The organism is Neiella litorisoli (genome assembly GCF_014773395.1).
Classification (GTDB): domain Bacteria; phylum Pseudomonadota; class Gammaproteobacteria; order Enterobacterales; family Neiellaceae; genus Neiella; species Neiella litorisoli.
This window is the reverse complement of record NZ_JACXAF010000015.1, coordinates 93,989-119,040: the sequence shown is the minus strand read 5'-3', so window position 1 is coordinate 119,040 and position 25,052 is coordinate 93,989. Positions and strand designations below refer to the sequence as shown.

19 protein-coding genes are annotated in these 25,052 nt (G+C 51.7%); 12 read left to right on the top strand and 7 right to left on the bottom strand.

The annotated features are described in order from the left end of the window. Window positions 1–15: 15 nt before the first annotated feature. Window positions 16–2,049, top strand: coding sequence for an oligopeptidase A (gene prlC / locus IC617_RS12370; protein WP_191145294.1), 2,034 nt, complete (start codon window positions 16–18; stop codon window positions 2,047–2,049). Here prlC and IC617_RS12365 read toward each other — a convergent pair. Then, window positions 2,046–5,561, bottom strand: coding sequence for a PAS domain-containing hybrid sensor histidine kinase/response regulator (locus IC617_RS12365; protein ID WP_191145293.1), 3,516 nt, complete (start codon window positions 5,559–5,561; stop codon window positions 2,046–2,048). The two genes, prlC and IC617_RS12365, sit on opposite strands and share 4 nt — an antisense overlap. Before the next feature lie 115 nt (window positions 5,562–5,676). Between IC617_RS12365 and IC617_RS12360 the strand changes: the two genes are divergently transcribed. From IC617_RS12360 to IC617_RS12340, 5 genes are all read left to right on the top strand, one after another. Then, the gene (locus IC617_RS12360) at window positions 5,677–6,432 is read left to right on the top strand and encodes a class I SAM-dependent methyltransferase (RefSeq protein ID WP_191145292.1); all 756 of its coding nucleotides are present in this window, start codon (window positions 5,677–5,679) and stop codon (window positions 6,430–6,432) included. An 18-nt stretch (window positions 6,433–6,450) separates the two neighbouring features. Then, window positions 6,451–8,490, top strand: coding sequence for a methyl-accepting chemotaxis protein (locus IC617_RS12355; RefSeq protein ID WP_191145291.1), 2,040 nt, complete (start codon window positions 6,451–6,453; stop codon window positions 8,488–8,490). A gap of 68 nt (window positions 8,491–8,558) precedes the next feature. Then, the gene (locus tag IC617_RS12350) at window positions 8,559–9,710 is read left to right on the top strand and encodes a multidrug effflux MFS transporter (RefSeq protein WP_224745978.1); all 1,152 of its coding nucleotides are present in this window, start codon (window positions 8,559–8,561) and stop codon (window positions 9,708–9,710) included. Between the two features lie 304 nt (window positions 9,711–10,014). Next, the gene (fabV, locus tag IC617_RS12345; RefSeq protein ID WP_191145289.1) at window positions 10,015–11,208 is read left to right on the top strand and encodes an enoyl-ACP reductase FabV; all 1,194 of its coding nucleotides are present in this window, start codon (window positions 10,015–10,017) and stop codon (window positions 11,206–11,208) included. Window positions 11,209–11,493: 285 nt separating this feature from the next. Continuing rightward, window positions 11,494–12,891 carry a GAF domain-containing sensor histidine kinase gene (locus IC617_RS12340; protein WP_191145288.1) on the top strand — a complete coding sequence of 466 codons (1,398 nt, stop codon included), beginning with the start codon at window positions 11,494–11,496 and terminating at the stop codon, window positions 12,889–12,891. A 31-nt stretch (window positions 12,892–12,922) separates the two neighbouring features. On the opposite strand, the gene IC617_RS12335 is transcribed toward IC617_RS12340, so the two are convergent. Next, the gene (locus IC617_RS12335) at window positions 12,923–14,881 is read right to left on the bottom strand and encodes an alpha/beta hydrolase family protein (protein ID WP_191145287.1); all 1,959 of its coding nucleotides are present in this window, start codon (window positions 14,879–14,881) and stop codon (window positions 12,923–12,925) included. 260 nt (window positions 14,882–15,141) lie between these two features. Here IC617_RS12335 and IC617_RS12330 point away from each other — a divergent pair, with 260 nt between their 5' ends. The 3 genes from IC617_RS12330 to IC617_RS12320 all read left to right on the top strand — a co-directional run bounded on the left by IC617_RS12330 (window position 15,142) and on the right by IC617_RS12320 (window position 18,593). Further along, on the top strand, window positions 15,142–17,181 hold the full coding sequence (locus IC617_RS12330; RefSeq protein ID WP_191145286.1) for a S9 family peptidase: 2,040 nt from the start codon (window positions 15,142–15,144) through the stop codon (window positions 17,179–17,181). 199 nt (window positions 17,182–17,380) lie between these two features. Continuing rightward, window positions 17,381–17,635 carry a hypothetical protein gene (locus IC617_RS12325; protein WP_191145285.1) on the top strand — a complete coding sequence of 85 codons (255 nt, stop codon included), beginning with the start codon at window positions 17,381–17,383 and terminating at the stop codon, window positions 17,633–17,635. A 112-nt stretch (window positions 17,636–17,747) separates the two neighbouring features. Continuing rightward, the gene (locus tag IC617_RS12320; protein ID WP_191145284.1) at window positions 17,748–18,593 is read left to right on the top strand and encodes an alpha/beta fold hydrolase; all 846 of its coding nucleotides are present in this window, start codon (window positions 17,748–17,750) and stop codon (window positions 18,591–18,593) included. On the opposite strand, the gene IC617_RS12315 is transcribed toward IC617_RS12320, so the two are convergent. The 5 genes from IC617_RS12315 to IC617_RS12295 all read right to left on the bottom strand — a co-directional run bounded on the left by IC617_RS12315 (window position 18,568) and on the right by IC617_RS12295 (window position 22,210). Continuing rightward, on the bottom strand, window positions 18,568–19,563 hold the full coding sequence (locus IC617_RS12315; RefSeq protein WP_191145283.1) for an alpha/beta fold hydrolase: 996 nt from the start codon (window positions 19,561–19,563) through the stop codon (window positions 18,568–18,570). The two genes, IC617_RS12320 and IC617_RS12315, sit on opposite strands and share 26 nt — an antisense overlap. Beyond that, on the bottom strand, window positions 19,560–20,057 hold the full coding sequence (locus tag IC617_RS12310; protein WP_191145282.1) for a hypothetical protein: 498 nt from the start codon (window positions 20,055–20,057) through the stop codon (window positions 19,560–19,562). Before IC617_RS12310 ends, IC617_RS12315 begins: the two co-directional genes overlap by 4 nt. A gap of 123 nt (window positions 20,058–20,180) precedes the next feature. Beyond that, window positions 20,181–20,690, bottom strand: coding sequence for an S-ribosylhomocysteine lyase (gene luxS, locus IC617_RS12305; RefSeq protein ID WP_191145281.1), 510 nt, complete (start codon window positions 20,688–20,690; stop codon window positions 20,181–20,183). A gap of 69 nt (window positions 20,691–20,759) precedes the next feature. After that, window positions 20,760–21,632, bottom strand: a complete 873-nt coding sequence (locus IC617_RS12300) for a cation diffusion facilitator family transporter (protein ID WP_191145280.1) — start codon at window positions 21,630–21,632, stop codon at window positions 20,760–20,762. A 92-nt stretch (window positions 21,633–21,724) separates the two neighbouring features. Then, window positions 21,725–22,210, bottom strand: a complete 486-nt coding sequence (locus IC617_RS12295) for a Spy/CpxP family protein refolding chaperone (RefSeq protein ID WP_191145279.1) — start codon at window positions 22,208–22,210, stop codon at window positions 21,725–21,727. A 189-nt stretch (window positions 22,211–22,399) separates the two neighbouring features. Here IC617_RS12295 and IC617_RS12290 point away from each other — a divergent pair, with 189 nt between their 5' ends. Genes IC617_RS12290 through IC617_RS12280 form a run of 3 tightly spaced genes read left to right on the top strand, consistent with a single transcriptional unit; the run spans window position 22,400 to window position 25,000 of the window. Beyond that, complete coding sequence (locus IC617_RS12290; protein WP_224745967.1) at window positions 22,400–23,116, top strand: response regulator; 717 nt, start codon at window positions 22,400–22,402, stop codon at window positions 23,114–23,116. Continuing rightward, entirely contained in the window at window positions 23,116–24,480 is a 1,365-nt protein-coding gene (locus tag IC617_RS12285) for an ATP-binding protein (protein ID WP_191145278.1), read from the top strand. The genes IC617_RS12290 and IC617_RS12285 overlap by 1 nt, the downstream gene beginning before the upstream one ends. A gap of 43 nt (window positions 24,481–24,523) precedes the next feature. Continuing rightward, on the top strand, window positions 24,524–25,000 hold the full coding sequence (locus tag IC617_RS12280) for a tRNA (cytidine(34)-2'-O)-methyltransferase (protein ID WP_191145277.1): 477 nt from the start codon (window positions 24,524–24,526) through the stop codon (window positions 24,998–25,000). Window positions 25,001–25,052 lie beyond the last annotated feature (52 nt).

The window sequence follows — 25,052 nt, the reverse complement described above, 5'->3', positions numbered from 1 at the left end:
TTAAAGAGAATGCTAATGAATCAAACCAATCCTTTGCTAGCAAATGCGCCATTGCCGCCTTTCTCGAAATTGTCTGCTGAACACATTCAACCTGCGGTCGAGCAAGCCATTGACCATTGCAAAACCGTTGTTGATGAGGTGTTAGCTCAGTCAGAGGCGGTCAGTTGGGAGACCATTGTGGCTCCGCTGGAGCAAGCCGATGATCAGCTTAGCCAAGTGTGGTCGCCCGTTGGCCACATCAATAGCGTGTTGAATTCGCCTGAATGGCGCGAAGCGCATGATGCCTGCTTGCCTGCGTTGTCCCAATACAGCACCTATTTGGGCCAGCACAAAGGGTTGTTTGAAGCCTACCAAAAGCTAGCCGACAGCGAAGCATACGCTGATCTCAGTCAGGCTCAGCGTCAGTCAATCGACAATAGCCTGCGTGATTTTCGCTTATCGGGTATCGATTTGGATGCCGACAAGCAGCAACGTTACGGCGAGATTAAAACCCGCATGGCGGAGTTATCATCGCAGTTCAGCAACAACTTATTAGATGCCACTAACGCTTGGCAAAAACATGTCACCGATGTCGCGGTGTTGGCTGGGCTGCCACAAACCGCGCTTGATGCTGCTCAGCAAGCTGCCGCCGGTAAAGAGTTGGACGGTTATTTGCTGACCTTGGAGTTTCCGAGCTACATGGCGGTGATGACGTACGCCGATGACTCCGAGCTGCGGCGCGAGGTTTATACCGCGTTCTGCACCAGAGCATCCGATCAGGGGCCAGATGCGGGTAAATGGGACAATGCTGAGCTCATGCGCGAACTCGTGGCGTTGCGCGCCGAATTGGCGACGCTACTTGGTTTTGATAACTATGCCGAGTTGTCGCTCAGCACCAAAATGGCCGAATCGCCCGAGCAAGTGGTGAAGTTCCTCAACGATTTGGCGGCGCGGTCATTACCGCAAGCGAAAAAAGAGTTGGCCGAACTCACAGAGTTTGCCCGCGAAACCCATGGCGTTAGTGAGTTGAACGTGTGGGATTTGACCTACTACGCGGAAAAATTCAAGCAAGCGAAATACGCCATTAGTGATGAAATCTTGCGCCCATATTTCCCAGAAAACCGCGTGGTCAATGGCTTGTTCGAAGTGGTTAAGCGGTTGTTTGGTATGCGAGTTGAGGAGCAAAAGGATTTCGATAGCTACCACCATGACGTGCGCTTCTTCCACATCTATGACAGCAGCGATGTTCACCGCGGCAGTTTCTACCTTGATTTATACGCCCGCGAGCATAAGCGCGGCGGCGCTTGGATGGATGAATGCCGAGTGCGTAGGCAAACCGCAGAAGGCCAACTGCAGCTGCCAGTGGCCTATTTGACCTGCAACTTCAACAAGCCCGTTGGCGATAAGCCGGCACTGTTTACTCACGATGAAGTGGTCACCCTGTTCCACGAGTTTGGTCATGGCATTCACCATATGCTGACGAAAGTCGATATTGCCAGCGTCTCAGGCATCAATGGGGTGCCTTGGGATGCGGTTGAATTACCGAGCCAATTCCTTGAAAACTGGTGTTGGCAGCCGCAAGCGCTGAGCTTTATTTCGGGCCACTACGAAACCGGCGAACCGCTGCCGGCGGATTTGCTGCAACGCCTGCTCGATGGCCGTAATTTCCAATCGGCACTTGGCATGATGCGTCAGCTGGAATTTGCCCTGTTCGACTTTGAACTGCACTTATCGGCAGGTGATGTCGCGGAAGTGCTGGCCTCAGTCAGAGAGCGGGTGGCAGTGATCCAGCCGCCAGCGTTCAATCGCTTCCAGAATTCATTCGGCCATATTTTTGCTGGTGGTTATGCTGCCGGTTACTACAGCTATAAGTGGGCGGAAGTGTTGTCTGCTGATGCCTTCGATAAGTTTGAGCAGGACGGTATTTTCAATGCCGAAACTGGCGCTGAGTTCCTCCATAACGTGCTTGAGCAGGGCGGCTCGCGACCGCCAATGGAGCTGTTTAAAGCGTTCCGTGGACGAGAGCCTGACATTCAACCACTGCTGCGCCACAGTGGCATTGGTGGTTAGCCGACGCTATTGATCTCTGCCGCCTGCAACTGTCGCTGGGCGGTATTGATGTAATCGGCAAGTTGAGCCAGAGCGGTTGTGTCGAGCTGGCGTTGCTCAATGCCGCGAGCCAAAGTCGCCAGCAAATTATTCAGCTCGGTTTGCTTAAAGTCGCTGGCGGACTTGCTGGCGGCGTTAATTAATTCTCTGGCATCTTGCCAGGCGTCAATTTCAACCAGCGTTCGCAGGTGAACGTCGATTTTGCCATAGCGCTGATAGAAGGTTTGCTGCAAATATTGCAGATCGGCCGCCTCGGTTGCCAATTCATGTGGCCCTGAGTGACTATCGTCGCCGTCGACTGAAAAACTCAAATGACGCGCCAGCACGCGGGTCAACTCGGTCATCACGACCGGCTTACCAATGTGGTCTTGCATGCCGGCGGCAAGGCAGCGCTTTTTATCGGCAACCGATACGTGAGCAGTCAGCGCCACCACCGGTATGTTGTCCCAGTCGCGGCATTGACGGATGTTACCAACCGCTTCAATGCCATCCATTTCTGGCATTTGTAAATCCATTAACACCAAATCAAATGCCTGCTGTTGCAGTTTCTCCAAAGCAATCGCCGCTGATATTGCGCCATCGGCCTTTAACCCAAGGCGAGTCAGCATCAGCTGGGTGATTTGCAGGTTCACGCTATTATCTTCCACCACCAAAATCCGCTGGCCATTGAATGCCACATTAGGCGATTCAGCAATGGCCGATGGTGTTTGCAGCAACTCGGCAGATGGGGCGGCGACCGGCAACTGAATATCAAACCAGAATTTGCTGCCGCGCTCGGGAATGCTGCTGACTTGCAGTTGGCCGCCCATCAGGCCAACCAAGCGCTGACAGATCGCTAGGCCAAGGCCCGTGCCACCATATTGGCGGGTGGTGGCATTGTCGGCTTGGGTAAATGGCCGGAACAAATTACCTAATTTTTCTGGGGCAATGCCAATGCCGCTGTCGGTTACTGCCATGCGCAGATGAGCTTTGTCGCTGTCACGTTCCGGCAGCACAGTGACGGTAACGGTGACATGGCCATGTTTAGTAAATTTGATGGCATTAGAGACCAGATTCATCAGTACCTGACTAAGCCGCAACGAGTCGCCAACAAGGCCAATGGGGACATCCGTAGCCAATTCCAGATTCAGCTGCAATTGCTTTTGCTCAGCCTTGGGCAGCATTAACAATTTAAGGTTGTCGAGCAGCGCTTCGAGATCAAACGCCTGCACATTCAGCTCTAAGTGGCCGGCTTCAATCTTGGAAAAGTCGAGAATGTCGTTAACGATGGCTTGCAACAGTTCGGCGCCGTGGGCCATGCGCTTCAAATATTGCTTTTGCTCCAGTGATAAATTGTCACGGCCGAATAATTGAATGAGGCCACCAATGGCGTTGAGCGGGGTGCGGATCTCATGGCTGACGTTGGCGACAAAATCGGATTTAGCTTGCGCCGCCAGCTCGGCACTGCGCCGGGCATGTTCAACGTTACGCTGAATTTCTTTGCGCGAAGTAGCATTGCGCAGCATCACTACGGCACCGACATTGCCATCTTCAACAGCCGTTGGAGCGGCGTTGAATTCCAGTTCAATCAGCACTCCGTCACGTCGCAGTTGGCCCTCACCTTCGGCCATGGTGCCAGTAAAGCGAGCTTCATGAACACACTGCTCTAGGGTCATGGAGCCACTAACGGGTAGCAATAATCCTTCGATTGATTGGCCAACTAATTGTTCTGGTGGTTGTTCTAACCAGCCTGCCAACATTTGGTTGGCGAAGTTGATGCGACCTTTGCCATTGACTTCCAAAATGCCATCGGACGAGGCTTGTAGCACGCGACTGAGGCGATCATTGAGCATTTGCAGTTCTTGGGTGCGGGTGCTGACCTGATGTTCCAGCGAGTTGTGGTAGCTGGCCAGCGCTTTGGTTTTCCGCACGATGTTGGCGAATAACTGGTGTTGCTCGCGATAATGGAAGTTATGGCTTTGTGATTTGTCTTTCGGGATGGGGAAGTTGTCCTGACTGGAAAATCGCAGCAGGGCATCCAGAGGCTGGGTAAACAAACCCGCCAGCAGCTGTCCGAGGACCACGGAGGCCAGTGAGGCAATGACAATAAACAGCGCCCATTTGAGATAATGCTGTTGCAGCTTCACCAAAACTTTCGTCGCCGGCGTTAATACCATCACTTCAGTTTGCTGATCGAGAGGGCGGCGGTGATAGAAATAGTCGGCTTTGCGATTGCCCAGTTCGGTGGTTAACGCGGGTAAGGGTAGCGGCAGCGCCGACATACTCTGAGTGTCAAACACAAAGTGACTATTGAGTGGCAAGCCGAGATTGCTGCTGCTCAGATTGACCTGTTGATTGCTATCTAAAATGACAAATTCAAACGGCGTTCCGGCAAGAAAGCTGTCCAAATTTTTCTGATGCTGCTTAAGTGGCAGAATGCCTTGTACATAGCCTTTGATGGTGAAGTTGTCTGTGCCGTAAATCGGCCGGGTGGCAATGACTGTTGGCTGAAAACCAAAGTCTGAATTGGCTACTGAATGCGATAAGCGGGTCAGCCGGCTCTTGCCTGCGCGTTGTAGCTCATCTTGCTTGATTTGAGGCGCTGGAGAGCGGCTGCGCAAGCTCTGCTGGAAGTCGCTTTGCTGGCTGTAGCGCAACAGTTGGCCATCTGGTGACACCAACATCAATGCCAGGTATCTGGGGTTGGCTTCGAACATGGCATCTAACTGCACCTGCGAAGGCATTACGCCAGGGCCTAAGTTGGTCCGCCAAATCGCGACCAAGGCATCCATTTGATTGCGCTCAATGGCTTTTTGCTGCAAACCGTAAGTGCGGATTTGGCCACTGTAATTGGATAAATCCAATTCCAGTTGTTGTTTGACATCATCAGTGTAATGGCGCTCGCTGACCAAGCCATAAGCCAACAGGCTCAGCGTTGCCAGCATACCGAATGCTTGGGTTAGATAAATTTTTAAGGGCGGTAGCGACAGCGGTCGATCAGACAGGAAGGTGCGGCACCACGGCAGCATGGCAATGAATGCTGCAAGTAAGGTATACAAATAGCCGTTGAGGGCTTGCTTGACCAGAATGGTCGCGAGCATCGGCGGTGACAGTTGCTCGACGCTGATCAGCACCAAATACACCAGTGGCATCCCCACCAGCAGCCAATAGAGTAAATCGGCAATCAGTGCGTGAATACGCTGCCGCACCATCCAGTTGACGAAGAGCACTTCGAGCGGAAACCAGATGTAGCCCCAGCCATGCTGCCAGTTAATCAGCAAACCGGTGGTGGCAATCACCGACGCCAGCAAGGCGTGATGGGGGCGCATAAGAATAGCGGCTAGCATGCTGAACACGCCGCCGAGGACCAAGCTGGTATTGGCGAACATGGGAATGGTAAATAGGTTGGTGACAGCACCGAGCACGCCTAAGCCAATCGCGACAAAGAGCGATTTGTTTTGCCATGTTTCGGGAGAAAACCATTCTCGGGCCAAAGTAAAACCATCCTGGTGACCAACCAATCTGCGCTAGATTAACAAGTTGTTGTCTGAAAGCGAATCGGATTGGTGTAAAATAGCGACCATGATTTTGCTGGTATTAACGCTTTGAATGACTGCCATCTCTGTTATTGCCGAATGTGCCGAACTTGTCGATGGCGCCAAACAGCTTGCTCGTCGCTTTGCCCTTCCTTTTGGTCCAACTAAACAGCCTGGATTACAACTGATCTTAACTGCTCGCGGTTTAGTTCTGCGCGATCGCCAGCAAACCAAGTTGGGAGATGTGTGGGTTGACTGGGCGTCGGGGGCTGTTGCTCATCGGCGCAACTTTGGTGGCGGTCGTGGTCAGGCCGTTGCCAAAGCGGTAGGGCTGAAAAAGGGGCAAACCCCGACAGTGTTGGACGCCACCGCAGGCTTAGGTCGCGATGGCATGGTCTTGGCGAGTTTGGGGTGTTCGGTGACATTGGTGGAGCGCCACCCAGCAGTGGCAGCGCTATTGTACGACGGTTATCAGCGTGCTTGTCTTGATGCCGATATTGGCCCTTGGGTGGCCGAGCGGGTGCAATGTCATCATGGTCAGTCGCGACAAATGATTGAAACCTTGCCACAGCACGATGTCATTTATCTCGATCCGATGTTTCCCCATCGGGCCAAATCGGCGCAGGTGAAAAAGGAAATGCGCTTGTTTCAACAGCTGGTTGGTGCTGATGAAGATGCCGATGAGTTGTTGGCCGTCGCGCGACAACATGCCGCTAAGCGAGTCGTGGTGAAACGTCCCGACTATGCCGATTTTATGGCCGGCCAGCAGCCCCACCATCAGATTGTGACGAAGAAAAATCGTTTTGATGTCTATATGGCAACGTCTTGATTACCATTTAATAATTTCATGAATCTGTCATATTTCTTGGCTACTGTGCCAGCCAACCATTCACTACCGGCTGACACTGCGATGCGCGTATCCCACTATTCCAGGTTCTCTACCATCACCCTGTTTTCTGTCAGCCTTGCCTTTATGGCCATGTTGTATTGGGCCAAAGGTCAACTCAATGGCGCCAGTGAACAACGAACCACCTATCAAACCATTAAAGAAGCGGCGTCGCTTGGCGTGGTGGCATCGCTGCAGAATTATTTGCTGACCGGTGATGCCGTGTTGCTGGTCGAGGTTGAGCAACGCCTCCGCAAGCTTGAGCAAGATTTGGCAACGCTGCCGCCGTCGATATCTGCACCGATTAGTGAACAGGTCAATTTGCTATTGCAGAAAACACAATCGGACTATCGCGCCATTGGCAAACTCAGTGGCGATCCGATGGCATTGTTGAAAAATGCCGAGCGAGAAATGCTGTCCAGTAGCAAATCCTTGATTCGCTACGCCGCCGATGGTTATGACAACAACCCCAATGCGGCGCGCCAATTTACCGATATCAGTGCCGATGTCGCCAGTTTACTGCACGAGTTGAGTGACGCCCGTCAGGATCTGTTTAATAGTCAGCCTCAGGCGCGCCAACACATTGCCACGCTGGTTAATAATCTGGCCGAACTGAGCCGGCGGATTCAAGCGCTGCCGTTGCTCGGCGTTTACCTTGAAGTAGAGCAAGATGAATTTGCTCTCGGTGACGATGACGAAGCGGCCGAAGAAGTTGGCGAACTGGCCGTTGCCGAGCTGGCTAGCCTGATCAAACGTTACCCTGGTGAACTGCAACAAACACAACAACTGGCGGATCAGCGTGAACAAAGTTTGCAGGCGCTGGCGCAAGACATGCAGCGCTTTGGTGACGAGGTTGCCAAAGGCGAAGCGGTGGTCGCAGCGGAGCGCGAAGCCATGCTCGACCGACTGCAACTGGTGGTGGGGGCCTTAGTGGCTATTTTGCTGCTGATTGCCATTGTGAACTACTTGCTGCAATTCCACTACGTACTGAAGCCGCTGCGGCAGCTGCGCGAAGGTTTTAAGCAACTGCTTGAAAGCGATGAGCTGACCACCATTGATATTCGCAACAAGCGTTCTGAAATGGGCGAGATTGCCGCTTACTTCAATCAGCTGATTGAGCAGGAAATGGCGGACATGAAACGCCGTCAGGATCAGCTGCAGGTGGTATCAAACGCATTAGAAAGTATCAGCGGTCAGGTTAATCACATTTGCCGCTCCAATAATGATACCGAGCAGCAACTGCTTGGCTCGCGCGAAGTGACCTCGGCGTTGGCAGAAATTACTACCGAGTTAAGCCGTATTTCAGCTGAAGTCGAAACTAATGCGCGGGAAACCGAAGCGGCAATGACTCACAGTCAGACCGATGTCGCCCAAGTGATTGCCGCCAGTGAACAAACGGCGGTGGCGACCGAGCAAGGGCTGACCTCGTTGCGTGACCTTACCGCTTCGGTCAGCGATGTTAGCGCCATTCTCGATGTCATTCGCACCATTGCCGAGCAAACCAATCTGCTGGCGTTAAATGCGGCCATTGAGTCAGCGCGGGCAGGAGAGCATGGCCGAGGTTTTGCGGTGGTGGCCGATGAAGTTCGTGGTCTGGCCATGAAAACGCAAAACTCATTGGGCGAAATTACCCAGATCCTTGAAACACTGGGCCAGGCCTCGACAAGCCTTGAAGGCAATATTAATGAGGTTCGAACGGCTTCCAGTAATCAAAAGCAGATTGCCCAGCAACTACTCGATACTTCGGAAAGCGTTCGTGAAAAGTCGCAGCAGGCGGTAAGTGTTGCTCATCAGGCGAATAATTTTGTCCAGCAGCAAGAGCAACAAGTGAGCTTGTTTAATCACGCTATGGACACGGTGCAACAACAGGTTGAGGGCGCGCGTGGCCTCGCCGAAGAGATTCAAACGGATGTCCGAACTCAGGCCAGTCACATTACCCGTACGCTGATTGAGACCGAAGCAGACAACGACGATTATCATCAAACCCGCAGAGCGTCTTAAGTCTGGCGGCTACAGCCTGTATACTTGCCCTCCATTTTTGCTGATATGAGAGGGTAGTCGTGGCAGCCATGATTACTTTGTTGGCCATGATTGTGGCCATGACGCCTCTGGCTATCGATATGTACCTGCCGGCGATGCCAACCATTGCCACCGATTTCAACACCCCACTAGCTGATGTGCAGCGCTCGCTCACCACGTTTTTGATTGGCTTTGCCGCAGGTCAGTTAGTCCACGGTCCGTTGTCGGATGGCTTGGGCCGACGCCCAGTGATGTTGGGTGGCCTCGCTCTATTTGTTGTGGCTAGTGCCGCTGCGGCAATTGCCACCACCGTCGAGTCATTTATGATTTGGCGGGTTGTTCAGGCATTTGGTGGCGCTGCTGGATCGGTCGTCATTAATGCCATTATTACCGACAAATTTGATGGTCCTGCCGCCATTAAGGTTCGTTCGGCGATTTTATCGGTGATGCTGGTGGCGCCGCTATTGGCACCATCGGTGGGATCATTTCTATTGCACTTGGGCGATTGGCACGCCATTTACTGGGTGCTGGCGGTGTACGGCACGGTGGCTCTCGCTTGGTCTTGGCGCGCCTTTGGCGATTTGGCGCCGGGCGTTGGCGGCACTAATTTGTTGGCGCTGTTTCGCCGTTACAAAGTGGTGCTAACCGAACCCAAAGGGTGGCTGTGGTTTATCGGTATGGCATTTCACGCTTCAACCATGTTTGCGTTTATTGCCGGCTCGCCATACCTGTACATGGAATATTTTGGCGCCAGTCCCCAGCTGTACGGGATTTTGTTTGCCGCCAATGTTGTGGTGATGGCAACTTGCGCTTTCTTTAATGGCCGCTTAGCTGGCCGCGCCCAAGCGCGGGTGGTATTGCGGCGAGCACAAACTGTGCAGTTGATGGCGTTAATCAGCCTAGTGGCTTTGGTCGCCTCAGGACTGGGCCAACTGCTGACGATTGTGCCGCTGATGGCGCTGGCGATTGGCGTCAATAGCTTTGTTTTTCCCAATGCCACGCAACAAGTGATGGAGCTATTTCGTACCAATGCCGGTACCGCTTCGGCGTTGCTTGGTGCGAGTCAGTTCGGTATGGGCGCGCTAGCCAGCGGCTTGGTGACGCTGGGTAATGATCACGGCCCGCTGCCCATGGTGGTGTTAATGGCGACAACCTGTACCTTGGCGTTTAGCTTGGTGGGCTTGGCCTGTCGGCAAAAGTAGCTAGCAACGGGTGATGCAGTGGGACGGGTTTGGGTAACAACGTTACTTTTCAAGACGCCGTGAAATCGTCACTGATGGCTCAGCCGCCGCGTCCTTGCGGCGGATGCTTTCAAAGCAAAGTTGTTACCCAAGCCCCAATATTGGCAAGCAAGCGCGCTAATGAAGTGGTCGAGTTTGTCGAAAACTTGAGACATGGATAATATGCCGCCACTATTAGCAACTTCATTGCTAGGCCCTGACCTCAATTTCATGGGCTTTTGACTAAAAAGCTCCGAGATTCGGTGCACACGAGGACAACACCGTTATGATCATCAAACCGCGCGTACGTGGCTTTATTTGCATTAACGCACACCCAGTTGGTTGTGCTGAAAACGTCAAACAACAAATCGAATACACTCGTCAGCAGCCCGCCATCACCGATGGCCCAAAACGCGTGCTGGTAATTGGCGCATCGACTGGCTACGGCCTTGCTTCTCGCATTACCGCCTCGTTCGGTGGCTCAGAGGCGAAAACCATCGGTGTGTTTTTTGAAAAGCCACCCACAGAGAAGAAGTGTGCATCGGCTGGTTACTACAACTCAGCAGCCTTTCATGCCGCTGCCGATGAAGCGGGTATTTATGCCAAAAGCATTAATGGCGATGCATTCTCGGATGCCATTAAGCAACAGACCATTGACCTGATTAAGAAAGATTTAGGTCAGGTTGATATGGTGGTGTATTCGTTGGCATCACCTCGCCGTACCGATCCGGTATCAGGCGAAACCTTCACTTCAGTATTGAAGCCAATTGGTGAGGGCTACACGGCCCGCACGTTGGACACCAGCAAAGAAGTCATCCACGAAGTATCGGTAGAGCCAGCCAATGAGCAAGAAATTGCTGATACCGTCAAGGTGATGGGTGGTGAAGATTGGCAGCGCTGGATTGACATGATGGCCGAAGCAGGCGTATTGGCTGACAATGCCCGCACGGTTGCGTATAGCTACATCGGTAAAGAGCTGACTTGGCCTATTTATGGCCACGCCACCATTGGTCGCGCCAAAGAAGATTTGGATCGCGCGGTGAGCGAAATGAACAAGCAATATGGCGACAAGGGCATCAAGGCCAATGTTGCTGTACTGAAGGCGCTGGTGACTCAGGCTTCTTCTGCCATTCCAATTATGCCGCTGTATATTTCACTGCTGTACAAAGTGATGAAAGAGCAGGGCACTCACGAAGGTTGTATTGAGCAAATCAGTGGTTTGTTCAATCAGTTGTACCTGAGCGAAGAAATCCTCGATGAAGCCAACCGCATTCGGGTTGACGGCAAAGAGCTGGATGACTCGGTGCAACAGGCGGTCACCGATTTATGGCCACAGGTTGAGACCGACAACATTTTCGAACTGACCGATTATGCCGGTTACAAGTCGGACTTCCTCAAGTTATTTGGTTTTGATTTCGACAACGTTGATTACGAAGCCGATGTCAGCCCGTTGGTTGATTTGCCACTCGAAGGCGAATAACCGCTAGCGACTCAGTGAAAAAGCGAGCTTCGGCTCGCTTTTTTGATCCTAATTCCATTGGCTGGTGTCCGACCAGCAACGAGCCTTGAGATTGCTGCAAGCCAGCATCCACAATTAGCTCAAGGTTGCCAGTTTATGACGGTATTTGAATAAGTGATCTGGTGTCTTGGTTTTTACTTAACAGATATTATGCTCTGTAATAAAGCGCCATTCGCCAATTCCAGAGTCTCGCTCTAAAATTAAACTTGTATTTCATTGGTTCTTATTGATCGGGTGCCGATACTAGTGACTAGCGCGACATACGAAAAAAACGCCGATTATTGGCAACGCTTGAGCCGACTGGAAGCTGGTAGGGCTGAAGTGTTGAAATTTGCCGCGCAAGGCGAGTCAATCGATACCATCCTCAGCTTTCTTTGTGCCAAGTCCGAAGAGTTCAATCCAGCGATGAAAACCTCGGTGCTGGCTCTCAACGAACAACAGCAAACCCTGCATCCGCTGGCCTCGGTGTCGTTACCTAAGGCGTATTGCGACGCACTGGATGGCGTCTCCATCGGCCTCGGCGTTGGTTCTTGTGGCACGGCGGCGTTTTCTAAGAAGCGGGTGGTGGTTGAGGACATCAATAGCCATCCCTACTGGTCACAGTACAAGCAACTGGCAATGGGTTTTGGTTTACGTGCGTGTTGGTCTGAGCCGATTATTGGCTCACACGGTAAAATCTATGGCACCTTCGCTATTTATTACAACGAACCTCAGTCGCCGACAGCAGAGGATCTGCAGTTCATTGAAACCTCGGCTAACCTTGCCGCCGTGGTGTTTGAGAACGCGGCGTATCGGCAGCAGTTGTTGGAAGCCAACCGCCAACTCGCTCAGACTGTTGATGACCGTACCCAAGAGCTGCAACGGCTTAACAGTGAATTGTCGGAAGTCGTGAGGCGCCAGCAAGACGACGAAGCATCACGCCTTGAAGCTGAAAAGCAGGTGATGGTGAAAACGTTGCTCACTGGCATTGCCCATGAATTGAATACGCCGCTGGGCGTTGCCATGACTGCGGTTTCTTGTGCGCAAAGCGATATTCACCGCCTGCTAAGCGGCATTACCAACAGGACCCTATCGCAGTCGCAAGCAACGGGATTGCTCGAAAGTTTGGAAGAAAAATTCAAACTAACCGAATCCAACCTGTACAAAGGTTCGCAGCTGATCCAAATCTTTAAACAGGTCGATTCCAGCGGTTCATTTCAATCGGAAGCCAAGTTCGATATTGGTGAGTTGTTACGCGAGCTGAAAACCAGTTATCAGCAACAAACCGGTTTTGCCAATATGGCGATTGAGGCCGATACGGGGATCCGCTGTCGCTCGCGTTATACCTTGTGGCAAATTTTTAGCGCCTTGGTGGATAACTCGCTAGTTCACGGTTTCAACGGCTCCAACAGCGGCCATATTTCGATTGGCGTGTCGGAATCGTCTTCTCATATCCATATCACCTACCACGACGACGGAGTCGGAATTGCGGCCAACGACAAAGACAAAGTGTTTGAGCCGTTTTATTCCCCCAACAAAACCAAAGGCAACATGGGCTTGGGCCTGAACATCATTCGCAACATCATCTACAACGCCTACAATGGCTCGATCAAGCTGGTTGATTCGCCCGTTGGCGTGCGCTTTCAGATTGCATTGCCGAAATAATTAACTTGCCCGCAATTGCCTCGGGTCGCCGCTATGCGGCTTTGTTCAGATGCTTTTGCAAAAATTTGTCGATCGCTTTTAAGGTCGCCAGCTTGGATTTTGACTGGTGCAAGTTGTGCCCTTCGTCTTCCAACTCGACGAACTCAAACTCTTTGTTTTCGTCGGCCAGCTCATCTGCCATGTCTTCGGATTGTTCGAGTGGCACTACTTTGTCGATTTCGCCATGGATCAACAGGACCGGCGCTTTGAATGCTTTAGCATGATGAAGTGGCGAAATAGACTCCAGAAATCCATCAGATAAGTTGTTGTTGGCAATCACTTTGCGCCAATAGGTGAGTACCCAACTATCAGAATCGCGGCGATCTTCTTCAAACTCTAGCATTTCCGGAATGCCGCTGACGCCGTTAATCGAGACAACACACTGATATAAATCAGGCGTAAAGGCTCCGCCTGCGAGTGCGGCATAGCCGCCATAGCTGGCGCCCATGATACAAACGCGGTCGGGATCGACTTCGCCTGCCGCGATGTAGTGCTTCACGGCGTCAGTGATGTCATGCTGCATTTTCTTGCCCCATTCACCGTTGCCTGCCGCTCGGTGTGCGCTACCAAACCCTCTTGAGCCGCGAAATTGCGGCTGGATCACCAAGAAGCCGCGACTAGCCAGGTATTGGGCCATCCAATTGAACCTGACTTTGTCGTAGGAAGCTGGACCGCCGTGCGGATACACCACAGTCGGTAACTTTTTAGCCGGCTGTGGTGAGGTCTTCGGGTACGTTAGTAACGTTGGAATGGTCAGGTCATCTCTTGCTTGAAAGGCGGTTGCGACCACAGGATGAACTTGAGACGGATGAACGTATCGGCGAGCGGTATCGACAAACGAGAAACCACCGTTTTCATACAGCATGTAGTCGCCGGCGCTGCCTTTGCCTTCGACGTAAAACAGGATCTTTGACCAATCAGGAGTATGGTCGGAAATGGTAAAAGAATGATTCGGTGATGACTGTTGAATACTCTGATAGAGCTTGTCAATTTTCGGATCAAAGAAGGCATAGCTTGGATAAAATCCAGAGAATCTCACCCCGTAAACGACTCGGTTAAGATCTTTCATCACCCCTTCGACATCGGCGTTTTTGTTTTCAAAGAGTGGTTTAGAAATAGCACCATCTTGTAGTGACATGGTGAAGTAATTTCGCCGCCCTGATTTGTCGGTTTTGAGCATGACTAAACTGCTGCGATCGGGGGTTAAACCGACGAAGCTACGCTTTCTGATTCGAGCTTTCTCTTCAAAAATAGTGACCCACTGGCCATCTTGTCGGGCTTGCACACGATGAATATCATCTTTATTGCTGTAGTACTCTTGAGCAATGATCTCGCCGTTTTCATCGACGAAGAAGTCGGTAGCATCATGGGAGCCGAGGGTCATTTTCCGTGGTTTACTTTTGCGATCAAGGCGAACAGAAGTCAGGGTGTATATTGGATCGGCGCCGCTATACATGTCACCGATATAGGCTGGCATAAAAATGCGGTTTTGTTCAGGCATGACACCCACCACTTTGCCAAGACCTCCTTGGCCCTTGAAAATGCCATATCCCGGGAACAGCAGTTGCCTGATTTTTTGCTCCTGTAAGTCATAAACCCAAGCCATTGACACATTGTGTTTGCCGATAAAGCCACCAATCGCGGTGTACTCATAAGCCCTTAAAATCAAACGATGCTGGTCAATAAAGTAAATGTTACGCGGGTTGATGCTTGCGATATCGATGGCGCCAATCGGTTTTTCCTGCCCAAACTGCTTCACGACGAGGTATTTCTTGTCGCCGCGAGTCAGCCGATAGGCGTATCGTTTGCCATCGGGGGAAAGGCGCATCATGCCGATTTCTGCTGGGTTGGCATAAACCTCTAGGGGAAGTAAAGGCTGCGAGGGTGCAGCAAAAATTTGGCTGGCACTGAAAAGAGACCACAACGCCACGAGTGCTCGAAGAGAACGCATAGTTAAATCCATTTAATCAATCAAATGCGAGCAAATATTATCAACAATGATCGTTTGTGCAATAAAAGGACAACAAACAGGCTGTTAAAAACGGCAGACTGTGATCTTGCCCGAGGGACTGTGGATCTTTTTCGGTAACCGATTGAACTAGCCGGCGATTCGGTATAATTGGCGCGCCAAAAATAATAACAACCAAACTACCAAGCCCTGCTTTATGCCCAATAGCGGGTTTCCAGGTCATTACAATTAGGAGTTTTCCGATGAAATATCAGCTCTTGGCATTGGCGCTTGCGGCCGGTGCCAACAGTGTTTATGCCGACACTCAGGGCCTGACGGTCGATACCATAGCCAGCTTGAATAAGATTCACAGCGTCACGGTATCGCCAGATGGCAAACACATGGTCTATGGCGTTAAATCGCCAGCGGTCGACGACCAGAAAAAATCGAACTATCTATTTATCAAAAGCCTCAATAAGCCGAACGAGGCACGCCAACTGACCAGCGGCAGTGGTGAGCACAATGTGGTGTGGGCGCCAGATGGCAGCGGCTTGTTGTTTCTTACATCGCGCAGTGGCTCCTCGCAGATCTGGCGGTTGCCGCTAAACGGTGGTGAGGCGGTGCAGGTATCTGATCTACCACTCGATGTTGAAGGTTTTAAGCTCAGCGCCGATGGCGAGACCTTGGTACTGTCGATGAGCGTTGATATCAACTGCGATACCCTGCAATGCTCGGCTGACAAAATTGCCGCGCATCAGGCGCAAAAAGCCACCGGTCGCGTTTACGATCAACTAATGGTACGCCACTGGGATACTTGGTTGCCGCCTTTCAAGCGTCACCTGTACACGGCTTCAATCAATGGCAAGCTCATCGATGATGCACAGCCTGTGATGCTGGGTTGGAACACCGATGTACCGGCACGGCCATTTTCTGGCATGGAAGAAGTCGCCATCACTCACGATGGCAAGGCGGTGATTTTCGCCGCTAAAGCACCGGGGCCGGATCAGCCTTGGCACACCAATTTTGATTTGTATTACAGCAAAATTGGCAGCGGAAAAATAACTAACCTGACCGAGCAAAATAAAGCTTGGGACAGCCATCCAACGCTTTCGCCTGATGGTAAAACGTTGGCTTATCTGGCGATGAAAAAGCCCGGCTTTGAAGCCGACCGTTTTGGCATCATATTGCGGGACTTAAAGACCGGTAAATCGAAAGAAATTGCGGCCGATTGGGATCGCTCAACCGGCTCACTAATCTTTAGCGATGATGGCCGCAAGCTCTATGTCACGGCGCAGGATTTGGGTCAGCGCAGTATTTTTGAAATTGACATCAACAGCAGCGAAGTGACCCGCTTGTTCAATGATGGCTATGCCGGTGACCTCAATTTGGCTGGCAATCAACTGGTGTTTAGCCGTCACGCACTGAATGCGCCAAAAGACATCTATGCGTTAGATTTGAGCAGTCGCCAAACAACAGCCTTAACCGAGGTCAACAAGTCGCGCTTGGCTGATACCCAATTTGGCCAGTTCGAGCAGTTTGAATTTGCTGGCTGGAACAATGAGACGGTTTACGGCTACTGGGTGAAGCCTGTTGGTTATCAAGCAGGTAACAAATACCCTGTGGCGTTTTTGATCCACGGTGGCCCGCAAGGCTCGTTTGGCAATATGTTCCATTTCCGCTGGAATGCTCAGTTGTGGGCGGCACAGGGTTATGGCGTGGTGATGATCGATTTCCATGGCTCGACCGGCTATGGCCAGCAGTTTACCAATTCAATTTCTCGTGATTGGGGCGGTAAGCCACTCGAAGATCTTCAAAAAGGGTTTGCAGCCGTTGCTAAACAGCAACCTTGGCTGGATCAGAATAATGCCTGTGCCCTTGGCGCCTCTTATGGTGGTTACATGATCAACTGGATTGCCGGTAACTGGAATGATGGCTTTAAGTGTTTGATTAATCATGCTGGTTTATATGACTTGCCGGGCTTCTATGCGACCACCGAAGAATTATGGTTTCCAGAGCATGAATGGGGCGGACCGCAGTGGCAGGGCGCCGATGATTACGTCAAATTCAACCCAGCCAACTATGTCGACAACTGGCAAACGCCAATGTTAGTCATTCATGGCGAAAAAGACTTCCGCGTGCCATACGATCAGGGGATTGCCGCCTTTACTGCACTGCAGCGCCGCGGTATTCCGAGTCGTTTGATCATGTATCCGGATGAGAATCATTGGATCCTCAACATGGACAACCTCAAACAGTGGTATGCCGAAGTGTTCCGCTGGATGGATCACTGGACTGCCAAATAACGGCCGTCGGGTGAACATGCTGCTGCCAATTCCGCTGCTTCAGGGCCAGAATTGGCGGCAGATCTCGATAAATTAGCCGAGCCTAACATTCCAGTTGACATTGCTTCGCAACAAGTTAAGGATATGCTTGCGCTTGACTAAAAAATGACGATTGCCAACAAGATGGCGATCGCGATAACGATTTTCCAGAGAGGAATTCATGGTTTTTGGGGCACGCTCAGCCTTTGGCTTAAAAGAGCGTCGTAAAAAAGTTGCTGTGCCTGAGCAACATTCAAAAAAACTAAAACAATTTCAGATGGATCGCGTCAGTGATTTGATTCACATGGGGGCAAATTTGCTGTTTGTCCGTAATGCCGAAATGGCGCCACTGGCTGTTTTAGAGCACGGGCACACCTTACTCACTGTTGATCATCACGGCCTGATTCAAAGCGACCCTGATCTGCAAGTTCGTTGATTAGCGGCCCGTTGTGCCGTTCGTTTGCTTTTCCCTTCATTTCAACTGGTCTGACCATTCGGCTATTTTACTATTCAGCGGATAACATTCCCTGTTGTTTTCTGGAGTAGCCATGACCCCACTGATCCTTCATTCAAGCCGCCACCGCGACCACGATGCGACACCCTTGGTGCTATCGCCTGCAAATGGTTTTCCGCCGTTGGTTTATCGGCCGCTGTTGCAGCAGCTTGATGATGATCTGGAGATCTGGCTCACTGAACACCGGCCGTTGTGGCGTGACCAGCCAATGCCTCCTTCACGCTTGAATTGGCAGCACCTGGCGACCGACTTGATTCAGCAAATCGAAGCGCAAAAATTGCTGCCGGTGGTGTTATTGGGCCATTCGCTCGGCGCTGTGCTTGGCATAATGGCGGCGCAACGGCGTCCTGACTTATTCCGCCAGTTAATCTTGGTCGATCCGGTGATGCTGCCGTCACACAAATCCTACTTTCTCCGCTGGTTGCCGTGGTCAATGAAGCGCCGCATTCCAATGATTAAGAAAACCCTCGGGCGCCCAGAGCAGTTTGCCGATCGGCAGGCAGCATTTCGTTTTCATCGCCGCGCAGCGGCGTTTCGCAATATGTCAGATGAGGCCCTAGATGCCTACATTGAGCATGGTTTCGAAATGGCTGATGGTGAGTTGAAATTGCGCTTTGGCAAAGTTTGGGAAGCGGCAATTTATGGCTCGCTGCCGAATGTTTGGCCAATCTTGAAACGGCTAACGGTCCCGACCACCGCTATTCGTGCCGAGCATTCCAATACGCTGGGTGTGCCGCAATGGCGACGCTGGCAGCAACTCCAACCCCAGCATCATTTTATTGAATTATCTGGAAGTGAGCACTTGCTACCATTAACTGAGCCTGAGCGATTGGCGTCAGTGCTCAATCCGATCGTTAGCGGGTTGCCGATTGTTCGGTAAAAAATTCGCTGATGCGCTCGATTAACGGGGTGCGAACGGCATCCACTTCCAGTAGTGGTTCGTGGCGACATTGCTCCAATTGTAGCCATTGTTGTGGCAACGAACTGTGCGCGAGTCGCTGACGCAGCTTGTGTTGGCCGGCAGGTGTGACGACGCGTTCATCATCAGCCAGAGCGACCAGCATTGGCGTTTGAATGTCGTTAAGGTGATCGAACACGGTGGCAATGAGCTTGAGCGCGGCGCGCAGCCAGCCTGCTGTTGGCCCACCTAGCTGCAATTCTGGTTGCTGCTCATACATCTCTCGAAATGCTTTATAGCGCACCAAGCTTGAGGTCAGCGGGTTGTTGCGAAAGCCGCCGTCTTGATATTCACGGCGATCCGCTGATATGTAATCGGGTGGCTGCCGATGCTTGCGCCAAGCGACTTTTTCTTTACTACTTCGCCACCATAAATAGAGTGACATCAAAACGCTCGGCATTGGCAACGACAGTGACAGCATCGGCGCCATTAATGCCATTCGACTAAACCGGCTGGGATCCAATTGACAAGCCCGCAAGCCGATGGTGGCGCCCATTGAGTGAGCAATTAAAAAGCACGGTTGGCGGCCAAATTGAACGCGTTTGGCTAACTGCAATAAATCGTTGGCAGCATAGTCAAAATCGTCCATATGGCCCAGCTGGCGCTGAGGGAAAAAGCGCTCGGATAGGCCTTGACCGCGATGGTCGATCACCGCGACTTGAAAGCCGCGTTGATAGCAGTCCATCGCCAGCTCGCGATACTTAAAAGCGGCTTCCGCTCGGCCCGGCGCAATGACGATTGTTGGCTTGTTGTGCTGAGGGTAATAGACGTAGTGCAGTCGCATGCCGCGACTGCCGGTCATAGCGTGTTGCTGTTCGTGGGACTCAACAAACTGAGCCAGTTTCTGCTGACGTTGTGGGTCGTCTTCGGTTAGAGGCTGAACAGCATTCACGAGGTCGACGTTTCAGGTTGCTTGGCTTCGCTAGTGGACTGGCTCATCATCGCATTCATCAATTTCATCAATGCATTTGGATCGCGCATTTGCCACAGTCGTGCCCAGGTTTTGTTGCGCTCTTTAAAGTACTCCGTCAGTTCTTCGACGCTACAGCCTTCCGGTGATGGCAGTGTTTTCAGGACTTGGACGTAGTTTTGACCGGTTTGTGCCTGTGTTTGAATAATGGCCGGGAGCCGCTCAATCAAATGTTCCAGCACCTGCGAATTGCGCTGCTGAATAGCGCCTTGCTGAGCGTTGACCTGGCGCAGCATCTGTTCTTGTAATTGATGGGCGGTGTGGGTCAGCGTCTGACGGGTTAATTGCAATTGCTGATTGGTGTTGCGCAGCAATTTGTCGCCTTTGGCTATTTTCTTGAGCAGCGATAAGCGCTCGACGAAGAGAAGAATATTGACCAGTAGACTGGCGACGAGAATGACAATTAGATACATCATAGCGCTAACAACAATTCAAAAAGCCAGCCGGTATATTGGCTAACCGGAACCATGAAGTAAAGAGATGGTTGCGCTGTTTTACATGATCGCAACCACCTGCAAATGCCGTTGGGCTGGCGACGATTACAATTGGCTGAGCAGTGACTGGGGCAGGGCTAATGCGTCATTGCTATTGATGCCAATGCCCTTGCTCTTGATTGCTTGGGCGATTTGTTGAGCTTCTTCTAACGAGTGCATGGCAAACGTGCCACATTGGTACTCATTGAGCTCTGGAATATCATTTTGATCCGACACCGCCAGCACATCTTCCATGGCCGCCAACCAAGCGTCAGCGACTTGCTGTTCGGTCGGCGTGCCAATCAGACTCATGTAGAAACCGGTGCGGCAGCCCATTGGCGAAATATCAATAATTTCAACTTGATCAGAGTTCAGATGGTCACGCATGAAGCCAGCAAACAGGTGCTCAAGGGTGTGGATCCCACGCTCTGATAGAATTTCAGCATTGGGTACACAAAAGCGCAGATCAAACACCGTAATGGTGTCTTGTTTAGGGGTTTGCATGGTCTTGGCAACACGAACGGCAGGCGCTGCCATTTTGGTGTGGTCAACCGTAAAGCTATCGAGCAGAGGCATAGTAAAAACTCTTTGAATGGAGAACAAACAGTGCCGCCCAGTTTAGCAAGTTCAACGCGTCATTTGCTATCACCTCGAGGCGACGTCCTGATGAATAATAACGTCCGCTAGGTCAAATAGATCAGCGACGTTGCGTTCGACCTGATCGCAAATGGCATGGGCTTCGGTGAGTGACAGCGCTCCATCAAGCTCAAGGTGAAGCTGAATGAATCGGGTTCCGGCAGACTGACGGGTGCGAAGATCATGATAGCCGCGCACTTGCGGATGCTGTAGCACTTGATCGATGATTTGTTGCCGCTCATCGCTGGATAGCTCGCGATCCATCAAGTGTGAAAAAGCATGGCGGACAATGGCCACGACACTAAACAGCATGTAACAAGCGATCGCCAGAGCAAACCAAGCATCGGCAGCTTGCCAGCCGTACCAAGTTAACGCCAGCGAGCTAAACACCGCCAAGTTCATCAGAATATCGGATTGGTAATGCAGCCGGTCGGCACGGATCGCGGTGCTGTCGGTTTTCGCGATGGCAATGGTTTGAAAGGCGACGAGCGCAATGGTGAGGAGCATGGCAAAAGCCATTGCCGCTAAACCAATGGGCAGGTTCTTCACTATGGTTGGATTGAGCATGCGATCAATGCCATGCATCGCCAGTAGCAGGGCTGAGCCAGTAATAAAACCGCTCTGGGCGAGCGCTGCAATGGCTTCGAGTTTGCCATGGCCGAAACGATGATTGGCATCGGGTGGCTTGGTGGCCCAGCGAATTGCGGCGTAGTTAACCGCCGAGGCAACGGCATCGATAAGCGAATCGAGGAGTGAAGCGAGTAGGGCCGCAGAGCCGGTGTAAAGCCAGCAAATTCCTTTGATGACGACCAGTACAATGGCTACGACTATTGCCGCTGTACTGGCTCGTTTGACCCATGTGGCGTAATGGTTGGCTGGCATGATCACTCAGGCAGCAGTCAATAATGTGCCACATGCTGCCTGAATATTGCCTTCAGCTCAATGAGTTGAGCCAATGTCTGGGCAAATTTGGGTTAAAAACCGCTACCGCCCAAGTTTTGGCCTTTTTCGCCTTTGTTACCTTTTTTGCCTTTTTTACCACCGCGCTCTTTTTGCTTCTCCATTTTCTGCTCCATCAGTTCAATAAACTGAGTTTGCTGCTGCGGTGTTAATACCTGCATGACCGCGTGGTGAGCGCGCATTTTTTCCAAGCTGCGGGCTTTTTGGTGGGCATTGCGCTCATCAATTAAACGCGCCGCTTCGTCTTCATCAAAGGTTGGGTTGGTCATCAACGCCTGCATTGCTGCTTTGTGTGCTTCGCGGGCAGTGGTCATTGCGTCTTTCTGCGTTTGTCCGGCTTCGCGCTGCTCGTTACGTAGTTGTTGAATTTGAGTTTTTTGTTCTTCCGTTAAATCTAACTGGCGAAGAACTTTGCCCATTGGCATTTGGCCTTTGGCGAACACCGGAGCGGCAACGCCAAGAGTACAACACAGGGCTACAACAAGAGCTTTGGCTTTCATTTTATTCATCCTTCAGGTTGGGTGACTCGAAGATTCAATTCAATTAAGTTCAGTTCAATTCGTTGGGGGGACAACGATGATTGAAGTCTACGGCAGGCAATGCAAAGCAACGTCAAGGCAACGTAAAGATTCGTAAAATTGAATCGAGTCGCTAGAGTTGCCACGGTACCGCAAGTAATCTTGAGTTGTATGACAACAGTCGAGGACACCATGAATCGGGTATTACTGATTGACGACGATACTGAATTAGCCAGCCTGCTCACTGAATTGCTGCAATATGACGACTTTCAGCTGGATGCGGTTCATGACGGCCAAAACGGTTTACAACAAGCTTTGCTCGGTCAACATGAGCTGGTGTTGCTCGATGTGATGTTGCCGCAACTCAATGGTTTTGAGGTGCTCAAACAACTGCGCCAACAGTCCAGTGTGCCCGTGATCATGTTAACTGCACGGGGCGAGCCGGCTGATCGCGTGCTGGGCTTAGAGCACGGCGCGGATGACTATTTACCCAAGCCCTTTACCGAAGCCGAGCTAGTGGCGCGAATGAAAGCCGTGTTACGGCGTTATCAGCCGGCCCAGCAAGAACTCGGAGACAGCTTGGTGTCCGCGGGTGTCGAAGTCAATATCGCCAAGCAAACGGCTCTATGGCAGCAGCAAGATTTGCAGATGACCAGTGCCGAGCTGGCAATTCTGGCCTGTTTAATGGACAACCCAGGGCAACCGGTTGATAAGGAAACCTTAAGTCTGAAAGCGCTGGGGCGTCGTTTGATGCCGTTTGATCGCAGTGTCGATATGCATGTCAGTCATGTTCGCAAAAAGTTGGCTGAGCACCTCCCTGAAGTGCCCATCAAAACCTTACGAGGCCGCGGTTACAGCTGGTCTGCAGAAGTGGTTCGGAGCAGTTAATGTCGTTGTCGATTCGAATTTTTATCTGGTTGTGGGTCGCTCTGTTGGCCGTCGCCGGCTTAATGTTGGCGTGGCCGTTATTGGTTCCTGTGGGGCCACAACAGCTGGATGCGCGCTTGACCGAATATAGCGAGCGGCAAGTCGGTAAAGTTGATCGCATGTTATCTCGGGGCAAAAAAGGCAAGTGGTTGAAGCACCGCCAAGTGTTGCCTGATGGCGGCATGTTATGGCTCTATGATGCTGACCAAAGCCGCTTTATCACCGATAAAATTCCGCCGGAATTTATTCAGCAGGCTCAGCCATTGCTCGATTTGGAGCAGCCGTTACTGAACAAAATGGGCCCTCATTGGGTCGTTGGGCCGCTCGCCGTTCGTCATGCCGATCATCAATATTTATTGTTTTTAGGTTTGCCAGAGCGCATTAGCCGCGGAGTATGGCTGCGAAACATGCTGCGCCAAAGCCCGTTGTTGTTAATGTGTGTCGCCCTCCTGCTCGGAGGGTTGGCATTTGTGGTGGCGCGGCAAATCGTCAAACCGCTAGCGCAACTGCGTGGCACGGCAAACCTGATTGCCGCTGGCGACTTTAAAGCGCCGGTCGATCAGGCGGTGCAACAGCGCAAAGATGAGATTGGTTCCTTGGCCCGCTCGGTGAGCTCGATGGCAACCACCATTGATGATGCGTTGGCGGCCCATAAACGGCTGCTCAGTGATGTGTCGCATGAATTGCGCTCGCCACTGACTCGCCTCAGTTTGGCCAATTCGTTGTTGGTAAAACGGCTTGGCAGCAACACCGAAAGTGACCGCATTAGTCATGAAAGTGATGTGCTCAACGATATGATTGGCCAGTTGCTCAGTTTATCGCGAATGCAGCTCATGCCTGAGCACGACAAGCAGCGCATCGACTTCATGGCAGTGTTAAAACAATGCGTTGATAACTTGCGCTTTACTCGCCCTGACTTGCACATTGAGTTGAATGTCATGCCAACCACGTTGGCGACAATCGACTTTTATGGCAATGCTGATTTGCTGCAACGTGCCATTGGTAATGTCCTCGACAATGCCGGCCGTTATGCCGAGTCATCGCTCAATGTGGAGCTGACGCTAAGTGACCAACAGCTCACCTTGAGCGTGGACGATGATGGTTGCGGCGTGCCCCAAGAAGAGCACGATAAATTGTTTGAGCCCTTCTATCGGCCTGAATTTGCTCGCCAGCGCGAGCGCGGAGGCGCTGGGTTGGGGTTGGCTATTGTTGCTCAGGCCGTGCGTTTTCATCATGGCGAGGTGCGAGCTGAAACGGCTGAGTCCGGTGGCTTGCGAGTGGTGATGAGCTTGCCAACAAGCGGCGAAGTAGAGTCGATGCAATAGAGTGCGTACAATGGCGCGATTGCATTGTTAGTTTGAGTCTCCCATGTTTCATATTGCTCTACATGAACCTCAGATTGCGCCGAATACCGGCAACATTATTCGGCTGGCTGCCAACTGTGGTGCCCAGCTGCATTTAATTGAACCCTTCGGCTTTGATTTAGAAGAAAAAAAGCTGCGCCGAGCGGGGCTTGATTACCATGATTTAGCGCGGGTTAGTCGCTATCCCAATTTTGACGCATTTGCCGAAGCCATGGCTGGGCGACGGATGTTTGCCTTGACCACCAAAGGCAGTCGGCCCCATACCGAACCCCACTACCAAGTCGATGATGTGTTGCTGTTTGGCTCTGAAACCAGTGGGTTACCCGATTCGATCCGCAATGGTTTTAGCCCTGATCATCGAATTCGAATCCCGATGATGGCCGATGCCCGCAGCCTTAACTTGTCCAACGCGGTGGCGATTGTTAGCTACGAAGCTTGGCGTCAGCTTGATTTTGGTGGTGCCGTTCTCGGTTCGGTTTAAGTCTGTTAGAACAATGGGCTATGGCCTTGCCAAGGTCACAGAAACAGGATTT

Excerpts from the sequence above, each read along its gene's own strand:
- IC617_RS12330 (WP_191145286.1), top strand. The coding sequence starts at position 15,142 with ATGAAATATCAGCTCTTGGCATTGGCGCTTGCGGCCGGTGCCAACAGT.
- luxS (WP_191145281.1), bottom strand. The coding sequence starts at position 20,690 with ATGCCTCTGCTCGATAGCTTTACGGTTGACCACACCAAAATGGCAGCG.
- IC617_RS12335 (WP_191145287.1), bottom strand. The coding sequence starts at position 14,881 with ATGCGTTCTCTTCGAGCACTCGTGGCGTTGTGGTCTCTTTTCAGTGCC.
- IC617_RS12290 (WP_224745967.1), top strand. The coding sequence starts at position 22,400 with ATGACAACAGTCGAGGACACCATGAATCGGGTATTACTGATTGACGAC.
- IC617_RS12300 (WP_191145280.1), bottom strand. The coding sequence starts at position 21,632 with ATGCCAGCCAACCATTACGCCACATGGGTCAAACGAGCCAGTACAGCG.
- IC617_RS12325 (WP_191145285.1), top strand. The coding sequence starts at position 17,381 with ATGGTTTTTGGGGCACGCTCAGCCTTTGGCTTAAAAGAGCGTCGTAAA.
- IC617_RS12280 (WP_191145277.1), top strand. The coding sequence starts at position 24,524 with ATGTTTCATATTGCTCTACATGAACCTCAGATTGCGCCGAATACCGGC.
- IC617_RS12295 (WP_191145279.1), bottom strand. The coding sequence starts at position 22,210 with ATGAAAGCCAAAGCTCTTGTTGTAGCCCTGTGTTGTACTCTTGGCGTT.
- IC617_RS12310 (WP_191145282.1), bottom strand. The coding sequence starts at position 20,057 with ATGATGTATCTAATTGTCATTCTCGTCGCCAGTCTACTGGTCAATATT.
- IC617_RS12355 (WP_191145291.1), top strand. The coding sequence starts at position 6,451 with ATGAATCTGTCATATTTCTTGGCTACTGTGCCAGCCAACCATTCACTA.
- IC617_RS12320 (WP_191145284.1), top strand. The coding sequence starts at position 17,748 with ATGACCCCACTGATCCTTCATTCAAGCCGCCACCGCGACCACGATGCG.
- fabV (WP_191145289.1), top strand. The coding sequence starts at position 10,015 with ATGATCATCAAACCGCGCGTACGTGGCTTTATTTGCATTAACGCACAC.
- IC617_RS12350 (WP_224745978.1), top strand. The coding sequence starts at position 8,559 with ATGATTACTTTGTTGGCCATGATTGTGGCCATGACGCCTCTGGCTATC.
- IC617_RS12285 (WP_191145278.1), top strand. The coding sequence starts at position 23,116 with ATGTCGTTGTCGATTCGAATTTTTATCTGGTTGTGGGTCGCTCTGTTG.
- prlC (WP_191145294.1), top strand. The coding sequence starts at position 16 with ATGAATCAAACCAATCCTTTGCTAGCAAATGCGCCATTGCCGCCTTTC.
- IC617_RS12360 (WP_191145292.1), top strand. The coding sequence starts at position 5,677 with ATGACTGCCATCTCTGTTATTGCCGAATGTGCCGAACTTGTCGATGGC.